At 72.6% G+C, this 16,842-nt stretch carries 14 protein-coding genes; 2 read left to right on the top strand and 12 right to left on the bottom strand.

Going from position 1 to position 16,842, the window contains the following annotated elements:
- Position 1 precedes the first annotated feature (1 nt).
- Positions 2-1,651, top strand: coding sequence for a D-alanyl-D-alanine carboxypeptidase/D-alanyl-D-alanine endopeptidase (gene dacB / locus CRV15_RS16545; protein WP_003960826.1), 1,650 nt, complete (start codon positions 2-4; stop codon positions 1,649-1,651).
- A gap of 95 nt (positions 1,652-1,746) precedes the next feature.
- Here the strand turns inward: dacB and CRV15_RS16540 are convergent, their stop codons facing one another.
- The 11 genes from CRV15_RS16540 to CRV15_RS16480 form a co-directional block, all read right to left on the bottom strand.
- Entirely contained in the window at positions 1,747-4,272 is a 2,526-nt protein-coding gene (locus tag CRV15_RS16540) for an ATP-dependent Clp protease ATP-binding subunit (protein WP_003958851.1), read from the bottom strand.
- A gap of 677 nt (positions 4,273-4,949) precedes the next feature.
- Entirely contained in the window at positions 4,950-5,285 is a 336-nt protein-coding gene (locus CRV15_RS16525; RefSeq protein WP_003958854.1) for a histone-like nucleoid-structuring protein Lsr2, read from the bottom strand.
- A 165-nt stretch (positions 5,286-5,450) separates the two neighbouring features.
- Entirely contained in the window at positions 5,451-5,990 is a 540-nt protein-coding gene (locus CRV15_RS16520) for an amino-acid N-acetyltransferase (RefSeq protein WP_003958855.1), read from the bottom strand.
- 9 nt (positions 5,991-5,999) lie between these two features.
- Positions 6,000-6,578, bottom strand: a complete 579-nt coding sequence (locus tag CRV15_RS36765; RefSeq protein ID WP_003958856.1) for a BlaI/MecI/CopY family transcriptional regulator — start codon at positions 6,576-6,578, stop codon at positions 6,000-6,002.
- A 196-nt stretch (positions 6,579-6,774) separates the two neighbouring features.
- Complete coding sequence (locus CRV15_RS16510) at positions 6,775-6,957, bottom strand: hypothetical protein (protein WP_003958857.1); 183 nt, start codon at positions 6,955-6,957, stop codon at positions 6,775-6,777.
- 10 nt (positions 6,958-6,967) lie between these two features.
- Positions 6,968-7,552: a hypothetical protein gene (locus tag CRV15_RS16505; RefSeq protein WP_009996496.1), complete on the bottom strand. Its 585-nt coding sequence runs from the start codon at positions 7,550-7,552 to the stop codon at positions 6,968-6,970.
- A 379-nt stretch (positions 7,553-7,931) separates the two neighbouring features.
- A complete protein-coding gene (locus CRV15_RS16500; RefSeq protein ID WP_003960831.1) occupies positions 7,932-8,732 on the bottom strand; it encodes a type III pantothenate kinase in 801 nt (266 codons plus the stop codon).
- A complete protein-coding gene (gene nadC, locus CRV15_RS16495; RefSeq protein WP_003960832.1) occupies positions 8,732-9,727 on the bottom strand; it encodes a carboxylating nicotinate-nucleotide diphosphorylase in 996 nt (331 codons plus the stop codon). Before nadC ends, CRV15_RS16500 begins: the two co-directional genes overlap by 1 nt.
- Positions 9,724-11,712, bottom strand: coding sequence for an L-aspartate oxidase (locus CRV15_RS16490; protein ID WP_003960833.1), 1,989 nt, complete (start codon positions 11,710-11,712; stop codon positions 9,724-9,726). Before CRV15_RS16490 ends, nadC begins: the two co-directional genes overlap by 4 nt.
- A complete protein-coding gene (gene panC, locus CRV15_RS16485) occupies positions 11,709-12,911 on the bottom strand; it encodes a pantoate--beta-alanine ligase (protein ID WP_003960834.1) in 1,203 nt (400 codons plus the stop codon). The genes CRV15_RS16490 and panC overlap by 4 nt, the downstream gene beginning before the upstream one ends.
- A complete protein-coding gene (locus tag CRV15_RS16480; RefSeq protein WP_003960835.1) occupies positions 12,908-13,819 on the bottom strand; it encodes a Rossmann-like and DUF2520 domain-containing protein in 912 nt (303 codons plus the stop codon). Before CRV15_RS16480 ends, panC begins: the two co-directional genes overlap by 4 nt.
- A 942-nt stretch (positions 13,820-14,761) precedes the next feature.
- Here CRV15_RS16480 and CRV15_RS16475 point away from each other — a divergent pair.
- Complete coding sequence (locus CRV15_RS16475; protein ID WP_003960836.1) at positions 14,762-15,898, top strand: DUF5937 family protein; 1,137 nt, start codon at positions 14,762-14,764, stop codon at positions 15,896-15,898.
- Between the two features lie 193 nt (positions 15,899-16,091).
- Here the strand turns inward: CRV15_RS16475 and CRV15_RS16470 are convergent, their stop codons facing one another.
- On the bottom strand, positions 16,092-16,769 hold the full coding sequence (locus CRV15_RS16470; protein WP_003960837.1) for a response regulator transcription factor: 678 nt from the start codon (positions 16,767-16,769) through the stop codon (positions 16,092-16,094).
- Positions 16,770-16,842 lie beyond the last annotated feature (73 nt).

Below are 16,842 nucleotides of genomic sequence, written 5' to 3'. Positions count from 1 at the left end.
TATGAGGACCCCTCCCGAGAACCGATCGCGCCCGCCCGTCCCCTCGTCGCTCCGCCGCCGGGTCCGGCCACTGCTCGCCGTCGGCGTCACCGTCCTCGCGCTCGTCCTCCCCGGGAGCGCCCCCGCCGGAGCCGGCCCCTCCGACACCGGGCTGAAGAAGGCCATCGACACGATCCTCGCCGACAGCCGGATGACCGGCGCCACCGCGAGTGTGGTCGTCGCGGACGCCGTCACCGGGGAACGGCTCTACCAGCGCAACGCGGACGACCGGCTGGTGCCCGCGTCCAACACGAAGATCGTCACCTCGATCGCGGCGATGGGGCTGCTCGGGCCGGAGTACCGGTTCACCACCGATGTGCTCGCCACCGGGCGCCGGGCCGGGTCCACCCTCCGCGGCGATCTCCATCTGCGGGGCGGCGGCGACCCGACCACCCTCGCCCGGGACTACGACCGGCTGGCCGCCGCTGTCGCCGCCGCCGGGATCACCCGGGTCAGCGGAGGGCTGATCGCCGACGACACCCGTTTCGACCGGGAACGCCTGGGCCGCAACTGGTCCGCCGACGACGAGTCCGCGTACTACTCGGCGCAGATCTCACCGCTGACGGTGGCCCCGGACACGGACTACGACTCCGGCACCGTCATCGTGGAGGCCGCCCCCGGCGCCCGGGCCGGGGACCGGCCCGTGGTGACGGTGACGCCGAGGACGCGGTACGTGAGGATCGACAACCGGGGCACCACCGTCGAACGGGGCGGCGCGGACACCCTCTCCATCGCACGGGGGCACGGCGGGAACACCGTCACGGTCAGTGGCTCGATGCCCGTCGGCGGCGGTTCGACCAAGGAGTGGACGACGGTGTGGGAGCCCACCGGATACGCCGCCGCCGTCTTCTCGGACGCGCTCGCACGCCACGGGGTACGGGTCGGCGGGGCCACCGTGCTGGGCCGGGCCACCCCGGCGGGGGCCCGGACGCTCGCCTCGCACCGTTCGATGCCGCTGCGGGAGCTGCTGATGCCGCTGATGAAGCTGTCCAACAATATGCACGCCGAGACCCTGACCAAGGCCATCGGATACGCGAAGGCGGGCAGCGGCACCTGGGGCGCGGGGCTCACCGCGATCCGCGGGCAGCTCCGCTCCCTGGGGGTGGACACCGGGACACTGCGGCTGACGGACGGCTCGGGGCTGTCCCGGATGAATCTGATCCCGGCCGCTCAGCTCACCCGGCTGCTGCTGGCCGTACGGGAGGCCCCCTGGTATCCGCGGTGGGTCGCCTCGCTGCCGGTGGCCTGCGCCCCCGAGCGGCCTGTCGGCGGCGGGCTGCGGAGCCGGATGTGCGGCACGCCCGCCGCGCTGAACGCCCGGGCGAAGATCGGTTCGCTGACCGGGGTGTCCTCCCTCGCGGGCTATGTGAAGGACGCCGCCGGGAGGGAGCTGGCCTTCGCGGTCGTCCTCAACAACTATGTCGCCCCGTCGGTGAAGGGGGTGGAGGACGCGATCGTGGTGACCCTGGCCCGCTCGCGCACCGCGGGCACGGCGGGCACGGGGATCGCCCCGGTCGCGCCCCGGCCGCCGCAGGGCGCCGGTGCCGCAGCCGACTCCGGCGAGGTCCGGGCCGAGCTGGAGTGTGTCTGGCGCAAGCCGGACACCTGCTGAGCCTGCCGGAGCCGTACGACAAGGGGCTGCCCCCGACCCGGTGAGGTCGGGGGCAGCCCCTGTGGCCGTTCTGCGGTCGTCAGCCGGTGACCGGCTCACGCCTCCTTGGAGAGGTTCGGGCCGGGCCCGCCCGCAGGCTCGATCGGCGGGACGTCGGGCAGCGGCGACTTCTCCTCGCCGCGGAAGGTGAACTTCTTCTCCTCGCCCTCGCCGTCGGTGTCCACGACCACGATGTGGCCGGGGCGCAGCTCGCCGAAGAGGATCTTCTCGGAGAGGATGTCCTCGATCTCCCGCTGGATCGTCCGGCGCAGCGGCCGGGCGCCCAGGACGGGGTCGTAGCCCTTCTTCGCCAGGAGCGACTTGGCCGTGGCGCTCAGCTCCAGGCCCATGTCGCGGTCCTTCAGCCGCTCGTCCACCTTGGCGATCATGAGGTCGACGATCTGGATGATGTCTTCCTCGGTGAGCTGGTGGAAGACGACCGTGTCGTCGACACGGTTGAGGAACTCGGGCCGGAAGTGCTGCTTCAGCTCTTCGTTGACCTTCGCCTTCATCCGCTCGTAGCCGGTCTTGACATCGCCCTGCGCGGCAAAGCCCAGGTTGAATCCCTTGGAGATGTCCCGGGTCCCGAGGTTGGTCGTCATGATGATGACCGTGTTCTTGAAGTCCACGACCCGGCCCTGCGAGTCGGTCAGCCGACCGTCCTCCAGGATCTGGAGAAGGGAATTGAAGATATCGGGGTGGGCCTTCTCGACCTCGTCGAAGAGGACGACGGAGAACGGCTTGCGGCGCACCTTCTCGGTGAGCTGGCCGCCCTCTTCGTAGCCCACGTATCCGGGCGGGGAGCCGAAGAGGCGGGAAACGGTGTGCTTCTCGCTGAACTCCGACATGTCGAGGGAGATCAGCGCGTCCTCGTCGCCGAAGAGGAATTCGGCGAGCGTCTTGGACAGCTCGGTCTTACCGACACCGGAGGGACCGGCGAAGATGAACGAGCCGCCGGGGCGCTTCGGGTCCTTCAGACCGGCACGGGTACGGCGGATCGCCTGGGAGAGCGCCTTGATGGCGTCCTTCTGGCCGATGACGCGCTTGTGCAGCTCGTCTTCCATGCGCAGCAGCCGGGAGGACTCCTCCTCGGTGAGCTTGAAGACGGGAATGCCGGTGGCCGTGGCGAGGACCTCGGCGATCAGCTCGCCGTCGACCTCGGCGACGACGTCCATGTCGCCGGCCTTCCACTCCTTCTCGCGCTTGGCCTTCGCGGCGAGGAGCTGCTTCTCCTTGTCGCGGAGCGAGGCGGCCTTCTCGAAGTCCTGCGAGTCGATCGCGGACTCCTTGTCCCGGCGGACACCGGCGATCTTCTCGTCGAACTCGCGGAGGTCCGGCGGCGCGGTCATCCGGCGGATGCGCATCCGGGAGCCGGCCTCGTCGATCAGGTCGATCGCCTTGTCCGGGAGGAAGCGGTCCGAGATGTACCGGTCGGCCAGGGTGGCGGCCTGGACCAGGGCCTCGTCCGTGATGGAGACCCGGTGGTGGGCCTCGTAGCGGTCGCGCAGACCCTTGAGGATCTCGATGGTGTGCGGCAGCGAGGGCTCGGCGACCTGGATGGGCTGGAAGCGGCGCTCCAGCGCGGCGTCCTTCTCCAGGTGCTTGCGGTACTCGTCCAGCGTGGTGGCGCCGATGGTCTGGAGCTCACCGCGGGCGAGCATCGGCTTGAGGATGCTGGCCGCGTCGATCGCGCCCTCGGCGGCACCCGCGCCGACGAGCGTGTGCAGCTCGTCGATGAACAGGATGATGTCGCCGCGGGTGCGGATCTCCTTGAGCACCTTCTTCAGGCGCTCCTCGAAGTCACCGCGGTAGCGGGAGCCGGCGACGAGCGCGCCCAGGTCGAGGGTGTAGAGGTGCTTGTCCTTGAGGGTCTCGGGCACCTCGCCCTTGACGATGGCCTGCGCCAGGCCCTCGACGACGGCGGTCTTTCCGACACCGGGCTCGCCGATCAGGACGGGGTTGTTCTTGGTGCGGCGGGACAGCACCTGCATGACCCGCTCGATCTCCTTCTCGCGCCCGATGACCGGGTCGAGCTTGGACTCCCGGGCGGCCTGCGTGAGGTTGCGGCCGAACTGGTCCAGGACGAGCGAGGTGGAGGGCGTGCCCTCGGCGGGGCCGCCCGCGGTGGCCGCCTCCTTGCCGCCCGAGTAGCCGGAGAGCAGCTGGATGACCTGCTGCCGCACCCGGTTGAGGTCGGCGCCCAGCTTCACGAGGACCTGGGCGGCGACACCCTCGCCCTCGCGGATCAGGCCGAGCAGGATGTGCTCGGTGCCGATGTAGTTGTGGCCCAGCTGGAGGGCCTCGCGGAGCGACAGCTCCAGGACCTTCTTGGCACGGGGGGTGAAGGGGATGTGCCCGGACGGGGCCTGCTGGCCCTGGCCGATGATCTCCTCCACCTGCTGGCGGACCGCCTCGAGCGAAATCCCGAGGCTCTCCAGGGCCTTAGCGGCGACACCCTCACCCTCGTGGATCAGGCCCAGGAGGATGTGCTCGGTGCCGATGTAGTTGTGGTTGAGCATCCGGGCTTCTTCCTGAGCCAGGACGACAACCCGCCGCGCGCGGTCGGTGAACCTCTCGAACATCGTTAATCGCTCCTCAGAGCGGTCAGGCAGTAAGGGGTCGGTCCCCTCCCTGTCCTTCCGCAGCTTAGTCCCGCAAGCGGGGACCGCTCATTCCAACTGCCGACACCCGTCTGTGGCCTCCTGACCCCTGAACGCCGACAACTGCTCCAACCCGATGGTGCGAGACGATGTTCCCGCAGGCCAGGCAGTTACCCGCACCGGCAGTACGCCGATGGCGAACGTGAGACCGACCTGGGGGCGTGTCGCCCCTCCTCACTAGGAATGTCTTACCCGCAACCACTGACAGTCCATGCGGCGCACACCGGTTCCCTCAGCTACGGGCGAACAACGTTGCGCCCTTGAATGCCTCCGGGCTCCCCCCTGTTCGACACTCTACGCAATCATTCGCACACGAAGAGTGACCACACGACCGTGTCAGGCCGCCCACCGGGACAGGACGTCCTGCCGTCGGGACGTGCGCCCGCCGGCACGGGGCCGCGGAGACCGGCTCCCGGGGGGCCGCCGTCCGGCGTGCGGCCCCCCGTGCCGGGGCGCGAGGTGGAGCGGGACGCGACGGCAGCGGAGTGCCATCGGGTCCGTTTGCTGCGCATGAATGCCCGGACGCATGGATGTGCGAACGCGTACAAATACGCAGCCTGCGAATACTCGGCCGATTAAGAACCCGCTGAGCGCGGTGCTCAGCCGTTCGCCTTCTCGTATGCCTCACGAACCGTGGCGGGGACACGACCGCGGTCGTTGACCTCGTAGCCGTTCGCCTTGGCCCACGCCCGGATTTCCGCCGTGTCCTTGTTGCCGCTCGCCGCCGCGCGGCCCTTGCCGCGCCCGGAGGAGGCACGACCACCGGTGCGACGGCCGTTCTTCGCGTACGGCTCAAGGATGCTGCGGAGCTTGTCCGCATTGGCGGTGGTGAGGTCGATCTCGTAGGTCTTGCCGTCCAGTGCGAACGTCACCGTCTCGTCCGCCTCGCCACCGTCGAGGTCGTCGACAAGAAGGACCTGAACCTTCTGCGCCACCGGATTTCCTTTCATCGAAAAAGCACTACGCGGAAAGGAAACCGCCTTTCCCCGAAAAACACAAACCCTTGGGAGAGGTTCAGAACCTCAAGAACGCGGGAAACGTACGCGATTCGGACATAGGGATCGCGTCGGACCGGGTCGCAAGAGGTGATCACCGGCTCATCACAGGTGCAGAAGCATCCGGCTGTTGCCCAAGGTGTTCGGCTTCACACGTTCGAGTCCCAGGAACTCGGCGACACCCTCGTCATAGGAACGCAGCAGCTCGGCGTAGACATCTGTACCGATGACATCGGTGTCCGCCGAGGTCTCCCCGATCTCCTGGAAGCCGTGCTTGACGAAGAAGTCCACTTCGAAGGTCAGGCAGAATACCCGCCGCACCCCCAGCCGGCGGGCGGTTCCCAGCAGCTTGTCCAGGAGCAGATGGCCGATGCCCTGCCCGGTGAAGGCGGGGTCGACCGCGAGAGTGCGCACTTCCGCGAGGTCTTCCCACATGACATGGAGCGCACCGCAGCCGACCACCGTACCGTCTTCGTCGCGTTCCGCGACCCAGAACTCCTGGATGGACTCGTAAAGAGTGACGGTCGCTTTGTCGAGGAGGATGCCTTCCCCGACATACGGATCGACGAGCCGGCGCACCGCGCGTACATCGCCGGTCCGGGCGCGGCGGACGGTGACGCTGCCTTTCGGGGCGGTATAAGACATGGGTTGACGCTATCGCCCGGCGGGGTCCCCCTCGCCACCGCCCCGGCCACCTGGAAGTTGTTCGCCCTCTTCACCGGAGCCGTTGCCCGAGTCGCGTCCTGAGTCACGTCCGGAGTCGTCATGGGAGTCGTCTCCGGAGTCGGTGCCGGGAACGTCCCCGGGAACCTCGGCGGGAACGTCCGCAGGAACGTCGGCGGGAAGGCGATGGGCGCGATCCTGTGCGGCCTGAACGCCCTCGTCGCGGTCGTCGTGTTCATCGTGTTCGTCGTCCTGAACGATACGGACGGCCGCCCGCAGGGACTCCCGCTGCTCGGGCGACATCATCCCGAAGAAGGCGACGAGCGCGGCGGCGGGGTTGTCACTCTTGGACCACGCTTCGTTCATCAGTGCGGCCGAGTAGGCGGCCCGGGTGGAGACGGCCGTATATCGATAGGCACGGCCCTCGACTTCCCTGCGGACCCAGCCCTTCTGATGGAGATTGTCCATTACGGTCATGACGGTCGTGTAGGCGATTGACCGTTCCTGCTGAAGGTCTTCCAGGACTTCCCGGACGGTGACCGCCCGGTTCCATTGCCAGACCCGTGTCATGACGGCGTCTTCCAGCTCTCCCAATTGGCGGGGCACATTGCCACCATAGTCGTAGAATCTGGATTTCCCGGTAATGACGTAACAAAAAGGACGTACGGTCGACCCATAGGTCTTCCGTACGTCCTTCCGTACGACACATCACGGCCCTTTCGCGCCCCCGCGCGCACTGTCGGGGGACACGGGGCGGCCGGGCCGGTCAGTCCTTGTCCGCGGAGGTCGCGGCGGCCGGGGACGCCCCGGCGCGGGCGAGCGCCGCGTCCACGATCGCGTCCTCCTTGGCCTTGTTCGGGCCGCCCTGGGTCCTGACGATCGTCACGATCAGGGCGGTGAAGAAGGTGGCCATCACAACGGGCGGCAGCAGGGCGGATACATAGTCCATGGGAGCCAGGTTAGACGGCCCGCTGCTGGGGCGGCGGTGCGGGGCGGCGGCGGGGCGGGAACACCTCGGAGGGCTTGGGTACCGGGCGCTCGCCGGGCGCCGGGGGCCGGGGGGCAGGCTGTGCGGGCTCGGGGGCCGGTCTCGGTTTCGGCTTGGGTTTGGGCGCGGGGTCCCGGTCGGCCGCCGCCCGTCCCCCGGGCAGCGCGAGCAGCCGGGTGCGGGGCGCGGGGGCCGGGGACGGGACCCGTGCGGACCGCCCCGCCGCCCCGCAGCGCTCCAGCAGGGCGGCGGCGACGGGGCCGCCGTCCAGGGAGCGCAGCGCCGCCAGGTCCTCGGGCAGGGGGTGGTATCCGGCCGCCAGCGCGTCCTGGAGCAGCTCCAGATAGCTCGTGGCCGAGCCGGGCAGGGCCGAGCGGTAGCGGTCGAGGTCGGCGAGGAGGAAGGCGCGCAGCCGCCCGGCCTCGCGCGTGGCCTCGTCGACGGAGTCGGCCAGCCGCAGACAGTCCCGGACGTCCTCGTCGGGGAGCGGACCGGGATGGACGGCGACGGCGAGGGCGCGTCGGAGCACACGCAGCTCGTCTGCGCTGAAGGCCATGCCGCCGCGGGAACCGTATGGCGTGGGCATGCTCCGACCATACGTGCGACTTCGACAAAATCGACTTAATGCCAGCAATTCGGGCGCGCCGCGCGGTCGAACGGAGCGGGCCGCGCGGGGCCGTCCGGGCCGTGGGGCTGGGGCCCCGGCGGGCGGCGGGCCGGGCGTGCCTGGCGGCCTGGCGGCCTGGCGGCCTGGCGGCCTGGCGGTGAACGAGCGGGCGGGCGGCGGGCCCGGCCACCGGGAGGTCCGGGGCCCCGGCGGGCAGTGGACCCGGGGCGGCCGAGAAGGCCCGGTACCCCCGGCGGGCGGCGGACCCGACCGCCCGGGGCGCCGGGGCCCGGAGCGCTGGTGCCCGGGACGCCGGGACCCCAGGGGCTCACATCCGGGCGATGTTCCGTTCGTACACCAGGCGCAGCCCGATCAGGGTCAGCCAGGGCTCGTGCTCGTCGATCTCGGAGGACTCGCCCAGCACCATCGGCGCCAGGCCGCCCGTGGCGATCACCCGGACGTCCTCGGGGCGGTCCGGCGCCAGCTCGGTCTTCATCCGGCGCACCACCCCGTCCACCTGTCCGGCGAAGCCGTACACGATGCCCGACTGCATCGCCTCGACGGTGTTCTTGCCGATCACACTGCGGGGGCGGGCCAGCTCGATCTTGCGGAGCTGGGCGCCCTTGACCCCCAGCGCGTCGACGGAGATCTCGATGCCGGGCGCGATCACTCCACCGGTGTACGCCCCGGACGGGCTCACCGCGTCGAACGTCGTCGCCGTGCCGAAGTCCACGACGATCGCGGGCCCGCCGTACAGCTCGACCGCCGCCACCGCGTTGATGATGCGGTCGGCGCCGACCTCCTTGGGGTTGTCCGTCAGGATCGGCACCCCGGTCTTGACCCCGGGCTCCACCAGCACCGCCGGAACGTCGCCGTAGTAGCGGCGGGTCACCTCGCGCAGCTCGTGCAGGACGGACGGGACGGTGGAGCTGATCGCGATGCCCTCGATGCCGTCGCCCAGCTCGACGCCGAGCAGCGGGTGCATGCCCATCAGTCCCTGGAGCAGCACGGCCAGCTCGTCGGCGGTGCGCCGGGAGTCGGTCGAGATGCGCCAGTGCTCCACGATCTCGTCCCCGTCGAAGAGACCGAGGACCGTGTGGGTGTTGCCGACGTCGATGGTGAGCAGCATCAGAGGTCCGCCTCCCGCAGGTCAAGCCCGATGTCCAGGATCGGCGCCGAGTGCGTGAGCGCGCCCACGGCCAGGAAGTCCACGCCGGTCTCGGCGTAGGCGCGGGCGTTGCCGAGGGTGAGCCTGCCGGAGGACTCCAGGAGGGCGCGGCCCGCGACCAGCTCCACCGCCTCGGCGGTGCGGGCCGGGGTGAAGTTGTCCAGCAGGATCAGGTCGGCGCCCGCGTCGAGCACCTCCCGGACCTGCTCCAGGGTGTCCGCCTCGACCTCGATCGGCAGCTCGGGGAACGCCTCCCGCACCGCGGTGAAGGCGGCGGCGACCCCGCCCGCCGCGACGACGTGGTTGTCCTTGACGAGGGCGGCGTCCGAGAGGGACATCCGGTGGTTGACCCCGCCGCCGCAGCGCACCGCGTACTTCTCCAGGGCGCGCAGTCCGGCGGTGGTCTTGCGGGTGTCGCGGACCCGGGCCCCGGTGCCCTCCAGCGTGTCCGCCCAGGCGCGGGTGGCCGTGGCGATCCCGGAGAGCCGGCAGAGCAGGTTGAGCGCGCTGCGCTCGCCGGTCAGCAGCTCCCGGGTGGTGGTGGTGACGGAGAGCAGCTTCTGTCCGGCCTCGACCCGGTCGCCGTCCTCGACGTGGCGCTCCACCGTGAACTCCTCGGTGGCGATCACCGAGAGCACGGCCTCGGCGATCTGGAGCCCGGCCACGGTGCCCGCCTCACGGGCGGTGAAGTCGCCGGTGGCGACCGCGTCGGCGGGGACGGTGGCGACACTGGTGACGTCGACACCGCCGTCCAGGTCCTCACTCAGGGCGACGTGGGCGATGTCCTCGACCTGTACGGGGTCGAGCCCCTGACCGGCCAGGAGCGCCGCCAGCGCCGGGTCGAGGCCGCACTCGACGGCGTCGTCCCCCTCGTGGGCACAGCCGCAGGAGTCCCCGCAGCCGTCGGCGGCCAGCGGCAGGTCCTCACGGAACGGACGGTCGTCGGGCGTGCTCACTGCTGGTGCTCCCTCGGGTGGGTGGGGACTGCGGGGACGACAGGGACGGCGGGGACGGCGGGGACGGCGGGGACGGCGGGGACGGCGGGGAATTCAGTGCCGTCGGTGGGGGTGACGACGAGCGTCCGGTCGGGCGCGAGACGGACGACGAGATGCCGCCGCCAGATGGTGTCGTCGCGGTCGGGGTGGTCCTCGCGCCAGTGGCAGCCGCGGGTCTCCTCGCGGGCCAGCGCGGCGGCGGTCAGCACCCGGGCGACGCACAGGAGGTTGGCGGTCTCCCAGGACTCGACGCCCGGCTCGGCGGTCTTGGTCCCGCCGCCGCCGGGGGTCTCGGCGGTCGCGGCGCCGGGGGCGGGGGCGGCGGACGCCTCCAGGGCCTCCCGGTGGACGGCCTCCAGGGCCGCGGCGGCCTTCCGCAGGCTCTCGTCCGAGCGGAGCACTCCCGCGCCGTGGGACATGATCCGCTGGATGGTGGCGCGGGCGGCGGGGTCGATGAGCGGGAGCGGCGCGGGGGCGGGGGCGGGCGGCGGCACGGGGGCGGGCGGTTGGGCCGGGGCCGGGGTCCGGGCCGGGGCGCGGTCGGTGGCGTCGGTGATCACGGTGGCTGGCTCGTGTGCCTTGGCCGCCGTGCCCGTCGTGCCTGCCGTGCCTGCCGTGCCTGCCTTGGCCGTCGTACCTGCCTCGTCTGCTGTGCCCGCCTCGTGTGCCTTGGCCGCCGTACCTGCCGTGCCCGCCTCGTGTGCCGTGGCGGCGATGTCGGCGGCGATGCGTTCGGCGAAGACCAGCCCCTCCAGGAGCGAGTTCGACGCCAGCCGGTTCGCCCCGTGCACCCCCGTACAGGCCACCTCGCCGCAGGCCCACAGGCCCGGGACGGTGGTGCGCCCGTGCAGGTCGGTCCGTACCCCGCCGGAGGCGTAGTGGGCCGCCGGGGCGACCGGGACCGGCTCGGTGACCGGGTCGATGCCATGGGCCCGGCAGGCCGCGAGGATGGTGGGGAAGCGGTGCTCCCACATCCCGGCCCCGAAGTGGCGGGCGTCGAGATACATGTGGTCGGCGCCGTGCTCGCGCATCCGCCGCATGATCGCCTTGGCGACGATGTCCCGGGGGGCCAGCTCGGCGAGTTCGTGCGCGCCGAGCATGAAGCGGACCCCGTCGGCGTCGACGAGATGGGCGCCCTCGCCCCGTACCGCCTCGGAGACCAGCGGCTGCTGGCCCTCGGAGTCCGTACCGAGGAAGAGGACGGTGGGGTGGAACTGCACGAACTCCAGGTCCGAGACCTCCGCCCCGGCGCGCAGGGCGAGAGCCACACCGTCGCCGGTGGAGACGGCGGGGTTGGTCGTCGCGGCGAAGACCTGGCCCATACCGCCGGTGGCGAGCACCACGGCGGGGGCGTGGACGGCGCCGACACCGTCGTGCTGGCCCTCCCCCATCACATGGAGGGTGACTCCGGCGGTACGGCCCCGGTCATCGGTGATGAGGTCCAGGACCAGGGCGTTCTCGACGGTGCGCAGACCGGCGTCGCGCACGGCCCCGACCAGGGCCCGGGAGATCTCGGCGCCGGTGGCGTCGCCGCCCGCGTGCGCTATCCGACGGCGGTGGTGGCCGCCCTCCCGGGTGAGCGCGATGTCACCGTCCGCGTCCAGGTCGAAGCGGGCCCCCGTGGCGATCAGCCGGTGCACGGCGCCGGGGCCCTCGGTGACCAGGGCGTCCACGGCGGACCCGGCACACAGACCGGCGCCCGCGACCAGGGTGTCGTCCCGGTGCTGTCCGGGGGTGTCGCCCTCGCCGATGGCGGCGGCGATCCCGCCCTGGGCCCAGCGGGTGGAGCCGTCGTCGAGCCGGGCCTTGGTCACGACGACCGTGCTCAGCCCGGCGGCGGCGCAGCGCAGGGCCGCGGTCAGCCCGGCGACCCCGGAGCCGACCACGACGACATCGGCGTCGATGGACCAGCCGGGGGCGGGGGCGGTGAGCCGTATGCCGGTCACGGGCGGTCTCCGGGTCTCGGGGAGTCGGCGCCGTCCTGGGACCCGGTGGGGTCGGCGGGCCCCGTGGTGTCCGGGGTGCCGGTGGGGTCCGTGGTGTCCGGGGTGCCGGGGATGCCCAGCGGGCCGACGGTGATGTTGTCGATGAGCCGGGTGGTGCCGACCCGGGCGGCGACAGCGAGGATCGCGTCCCCCTGGTGATCGGCCCCGACCTCGGTGAAGTCGGCCGGGTCGACCAGGGCGAGATAGTCCAGCTCCAGCGGCGGGGTGGCGCGGCCCGCCTCGTCCAGGACGGCGCGGGCGGCGGCCCGCACCGCGTCGGCGCAACCGGTGACGGCCTGCGCCACGGCGGCGGCGTCCGCCGCGAGCCGGGCCTCGCCCAGCGCGGACAGCGCGGCGGCGCGGGCCAGCGTGCCTCCGGCGGCCTCGGCCCTGGCCGTCAGGGCCTGCTGCGCGGCGAGCCGGTCGCGGGCGGCGAACAGGGCACGGGAGAGCGCGAGCGCGGTCTCCCGTTCGGCGGCCGACAGATAGCGGTTGCGGCTGGAGAGGGCGAGACCGTCGTCCTCACGGACGGTCTCCACCCCGACGATCTCCACCGGGAAGTCGAGATCGTGGACCATCCGGCGGATCAGGGCAAGCTGCTGGGCGTCCTTCTGACCGAAGAAAGCCAGGTCGGGGCGGGTGAGCTGGAGCAGCTTGGCCACCACGGTCAGCATCCCGTCGAAGTGGCCGGGGCGGCTCGCGCCCTCCAGCCGCTCCCCCATGGGGCCCGCGGCGACCGTCACCCCGGGGCGGCCCGCGGGGTACATCCCGGTGGCGGCCGGAGCGAAGACGACGTCCGCGCCCGCCCGTGCCGCGAGGGCGAGATCGGCGTCGAGGGTACGGGGGTAGCGGTCCAGGTCCTCACCCGCGCCGAACTGGAGCGGATTGACGAAGACGGTGACCGTGACGAAGCCCTCCGGGCCCACGCGGTCCCGGGCGGCGCGGATCAGGGTGGCGTGGCCCCGGTGCAGCGCGCCCATCGTCATCACGACGGCGGTACGGCCCGGGACGGCGCGCCGGTCCAGGGTGCGGCGCAGCCCGGCGATGTCGGGCACGAGGTCGACGCCGGGGGTGGGGGTGGCGTTCTCAGGGGCGGCGTTCTCGGGGGCGGCGTTCTCGGGGGCGTGTCCGGTGGCCCCGGGGGTATGGGGGGCGGTCATCGGCGGTCGTCCTCCGCGAGTACGCCGAGCAGGTCCTCGGCCAGCTCCGGCTTGAGCAGTCCCTGGGCCAGGGCCCGGTCGGCGGTGGTGCGGGCCATCGCGAGATACCCCGCGACCGCGCCCGGGGCGTGCCGCCGCAGCTCGGCGATGTGGGCGGCGACGGTTCCGGCGTCGCCCCGGGCGACCGGGCCGGTGAGCGCCGCGTCCCCCGAGCGCAGGGCGTTGTCCAGGGCGGCTCCCAGCAGGGGGCCGAGCATCCGGTCGGGGGCGCCGACACCCGCGGCCCGCAGCAGCTCCATCGACTGCGCCACCAGGGTGACGAGGTGGTTGGCGCCCAGGGCGAGGGCCGCGTGGTAGAGCGGACGGGATTCTTCCGTGATCCACTCGGGCTCCCCGCCCATCTCGATCACCAGGGCTTCGGCGGCGAGCCGCAGCTCCCCGGGGGCCGTGACGCCGAAGGAGCAGCCCGCGAGCCGCTGGACGTCGACGGCGGTGCCGGTGAACGTCATCGCCGGGTGCAGCGCCAGCGGGAGGGCGCCCGCGCGGGTCGCCGGGTCGAGCACGGCGGCGCCGAACCGGCCGGACGTGTGGACGAGGAGCTGTCCCGGGCGGACGGCACCGGTCTCCGCCAGGCCCTCCACCAGGGCGGGCAGCGCGTCGTCCGGCACAGTCAGCAGCACCAGCTCACTGCGGGCCAGGACCTCGGACGGGGTGACCAGGGGGACGTCCGGCAGCAGCTCGGCGGCGCGGCGGCGGGAGGCGTCGGAGACCCCGGAGGCGGCGACCGGGCGGTGCCCGGCGAGCGCCAGCGACGCGGCGAGCGCGGGGCCGACGCGGCCCGCGCCGACGACGCCGACGGTGAGGCGGGCGGGGCGGTCCTGGGGGTCGGGTGGTGCGGTGGGGTTCACACGGTGCCTTCCGTTCCAGTCCTCGGTGGGTACCGGACGATGTGTCCGTCATGCTACGCCAGGCGGTGGGGCGGGCTCGGGGGGCTGGACGGCGCCGGGGGGGGTGGGCCGGGGGGTGCGGCGGGGGCGGTCCGTCGGCTTGCGCGTCGGCCTTGCGTTGGTGCGGGGTCCGTCCTCAATCGCCGGACGGGCTTGTTTTTGTGCGGGTCCGTCTGTGCCCGGGGGTTCGGGGTGCGGGCGGCTCGTTCGGTGCGGGGTGTGGGGGCCTCCGGGCTCGACTCCTCAGGGCCGGCAGACCGGGCGTCCGACGCAGAGTGCGGGCGGTTCTCCGCCGGTCCCTTCCGGGGACGACCCTGCACCCCCCACCACGGGGCCGGGCCGTCCCGGTGCCGGAAGTGGGCACCGTCCCGCCCGGTGGGAAGGGGGAGCCGCAGGTCCCTCCCGCACGCAGGGGGCACACCCCCGCCCCGGGGGGAGACAAACGGCCTCGGGTCCCGCCAGGGAGACCACCCTGCACCCCACGGGGGACCAGCACCTCCGGTGCCGGAAGCGGGCACACTCCCGTCCGGTGGGAGGGAGAAAATACCCCCGCGAAACAGCCCCCGAATGTAGCCCCGTGGAGGTGCCCCCTCTGGGGGAGGTTGGCCCGCGCACATTCCAGCCCCTTGGGGGTGCCCCCTCCGGGGGAGGTTGAGGAGCGGGGGCTCGGGGCCGGCCCCCGACATCGGGCCCGCACGGGCAGTGGGCCCGGACACCACCGGCACAGCGCCTGTGACTCAGCCCCGTGGGCATGCCCTTCCAGAGGAGACCGAGGCTCAGGCCCCGAACCACCGCGGGCGCGGGGCGGCACCCCCCGCGGCCAAGGCGCCCGGAGAACGGACCGTCGCGTCGATTGACGCTCCGCGTCAACCGGGTGACCGGTGCGTCGGCGCACCCCGCACCATGGGAGCCGTGAGCGTCACCATCGACATCAGCGGGCTCCCCCGGGAGCGCATCGTCTTCGAGATATCGCCCCTCGCCGAGCTGGGCGTCGCCCTGCACGCGCTCGCCGAGCCGGGGCACCACCCGGGGCTGCACGGCTGGGCCACCGCCACCTCCGCCGCGCTCCAGCCGGACCTGGCCGACCGGCTGTGCGAGGCGGACTTCCTGTGGCGGTCCACGTTCTCGGACGTGTTCATGCCGTTCGCGGCGCTCCCGCCGGACCCCGCGCGCGGCGCCCGCGGCATGCACACCCTCGCCGACGAACTCGACCTCCTCGACCGGTTCGACGACGAGCGCTTCGTCTCCGCGGCGCTGGAGTTCACCTGCGGCAGCACCTACTCGGAGGGCGGGCCGTCCGCCCTCAGCGACCCGGCCCGCCGGGAGCGCTCCCTGGAGCTGGCGGCCCACCGCGGCCCCCGGCAGCTCGACTTCACCAAGCGGCTGCTGAAGGACCCCGCGGCGGTCCGCGCCTGGGTCCGCAGGCTCTTCGAGGACTGCGAACGCGCCTTCTTCGCGGACACCTGGGCCCGGATCGCGCCCCAGCTCGCCGCCGACGCCCGGCACAAGACGGAACTGCTCCGCCACAAGGGCCTCGCCGAGACCCTGCACGCGGTCTCCCCCGCGCTGACGGTCGACGAGGACCACACCTGCGTCACCGCCGACAAGTTCGCCGAGGGCCGGACCACCGCCGTCGATCCTGACCTCGGGCCGGGCCTCACCCTGGTGCCGTCCAGCTTCGGCTGGCCGCATCTGATGGTGCTGCACGCCCCCGGCTGGCGGCCGGTGATCCACTATCCGATCGGGGCGCCCGCGCTCCAGGGGCCCGGGACGGTGGAACTCCTCCAGCGGCGGATGGAGGCGCTCGCCCATCCGGTGCGGATGCGGCTGTGCCGGAACCTGGCCCGGGCCGCGTACACCACCAGTGAGCTGGCGGAGTCGTACGGGATCACGGCGCCCGAGGTCTCCCGCCACCTCGGGGTGCTCAAGCGGGCCGGTCTGGTGAGCACCCGCCGCCGCGGCCGGTATGTGCTGCACCAGCTCGACGTCACCGCCGTCGCCCGGCTGGGCAGCGACTATCTGGAGACCGTGCTCCGCTGATCCCCGGAGCCTCGGCCCAGCCGGACATGGCACAGCCCGGCCCGTTCCGCGATCCGGTCCGCGACCTCACCGCGGCGAAGCCCTGCCCGCGGTGCAGTTCGTACGCGGTCCGCGTGCTGCCGCCCCCGAAGGGGCCGTTGATCCACAGCGGCACGGGTCCGAGCGTACGGGGGGCCGCCGCCGGGCGGGTGGCTCAGCGCGCGGGGCCGCCGCCCGCCCGCACCAGGCCGGTCTCGTACGCGAGCACCACGACCTGCACCCGGTCGCGGAGGTTGAGCTTGGTGAGGATGCGCCCCACATGGGTCTTCACGGTGGCCTCGGAGAGCACCAGCCGCCCGGCGATCTCACCGTTGGACAGCCCCTGGGCGACGAGCATCATCACCTCGCGCTCCCGCTCGGTGAGCCGGTCCACCTCCTTGTTCCGGGGCTCGGGGCCGCCGCTGGGGAGCATCGGCGAGAAGCGGTCGAGCAGCCGGCGGGTGGTGGACGGCGCGACGACCGCGTCCCCGCTGTGCACCGAGCGGATGGCGGCCAGCAGCTCGCCCGGCGGCACGTCCTTGAGCATGAAGCCGCTGGCGCCCGCCTTGAGCCCGGAGAAGGCGTACTCGTCCAGGTCGAAGGTGGTCAGGATGAGCACCTTGGGCGGGTCGGGCTGGGCGCAGATCCGCCGGGTCGCCTCCACGCCGTCCAGCCGGGGCATGCGGACGTCCATCAGCACCACGTCCACGGCGGTCGAGCGGAGCAGTTCGATGGCCTCCGCGCCGTCGCCCGCCTCCGCGACGACCTCCATGTCCGGCTGGGCGGCGAGCACCATGCGGAATCCGGTGCGCAGCAGCACCTGGTCGTCCACGAGCATCACCTTGATGGACATATCAGCCGGTTCCTTCGGTCTGTCGGGAGTGGGGATGAGGGATGAGGGATGGGCAGGAGGATGAGAAGGAGGG

Source organism: Streptomyces clavuligerus, assembly GCF_005519465.1.
GTDB classification, from domain to species: Bacteria; Actinomycetota; Actinomycetes; order Streptomycetales; family Streptomycetaceae; genus Streptomyces; species Streptomyces clavuligerus.
Note: the sequence above shows the minus strand (reverse complement) of the source record. Positions and strands in the feature narration are given on the sequence as shown.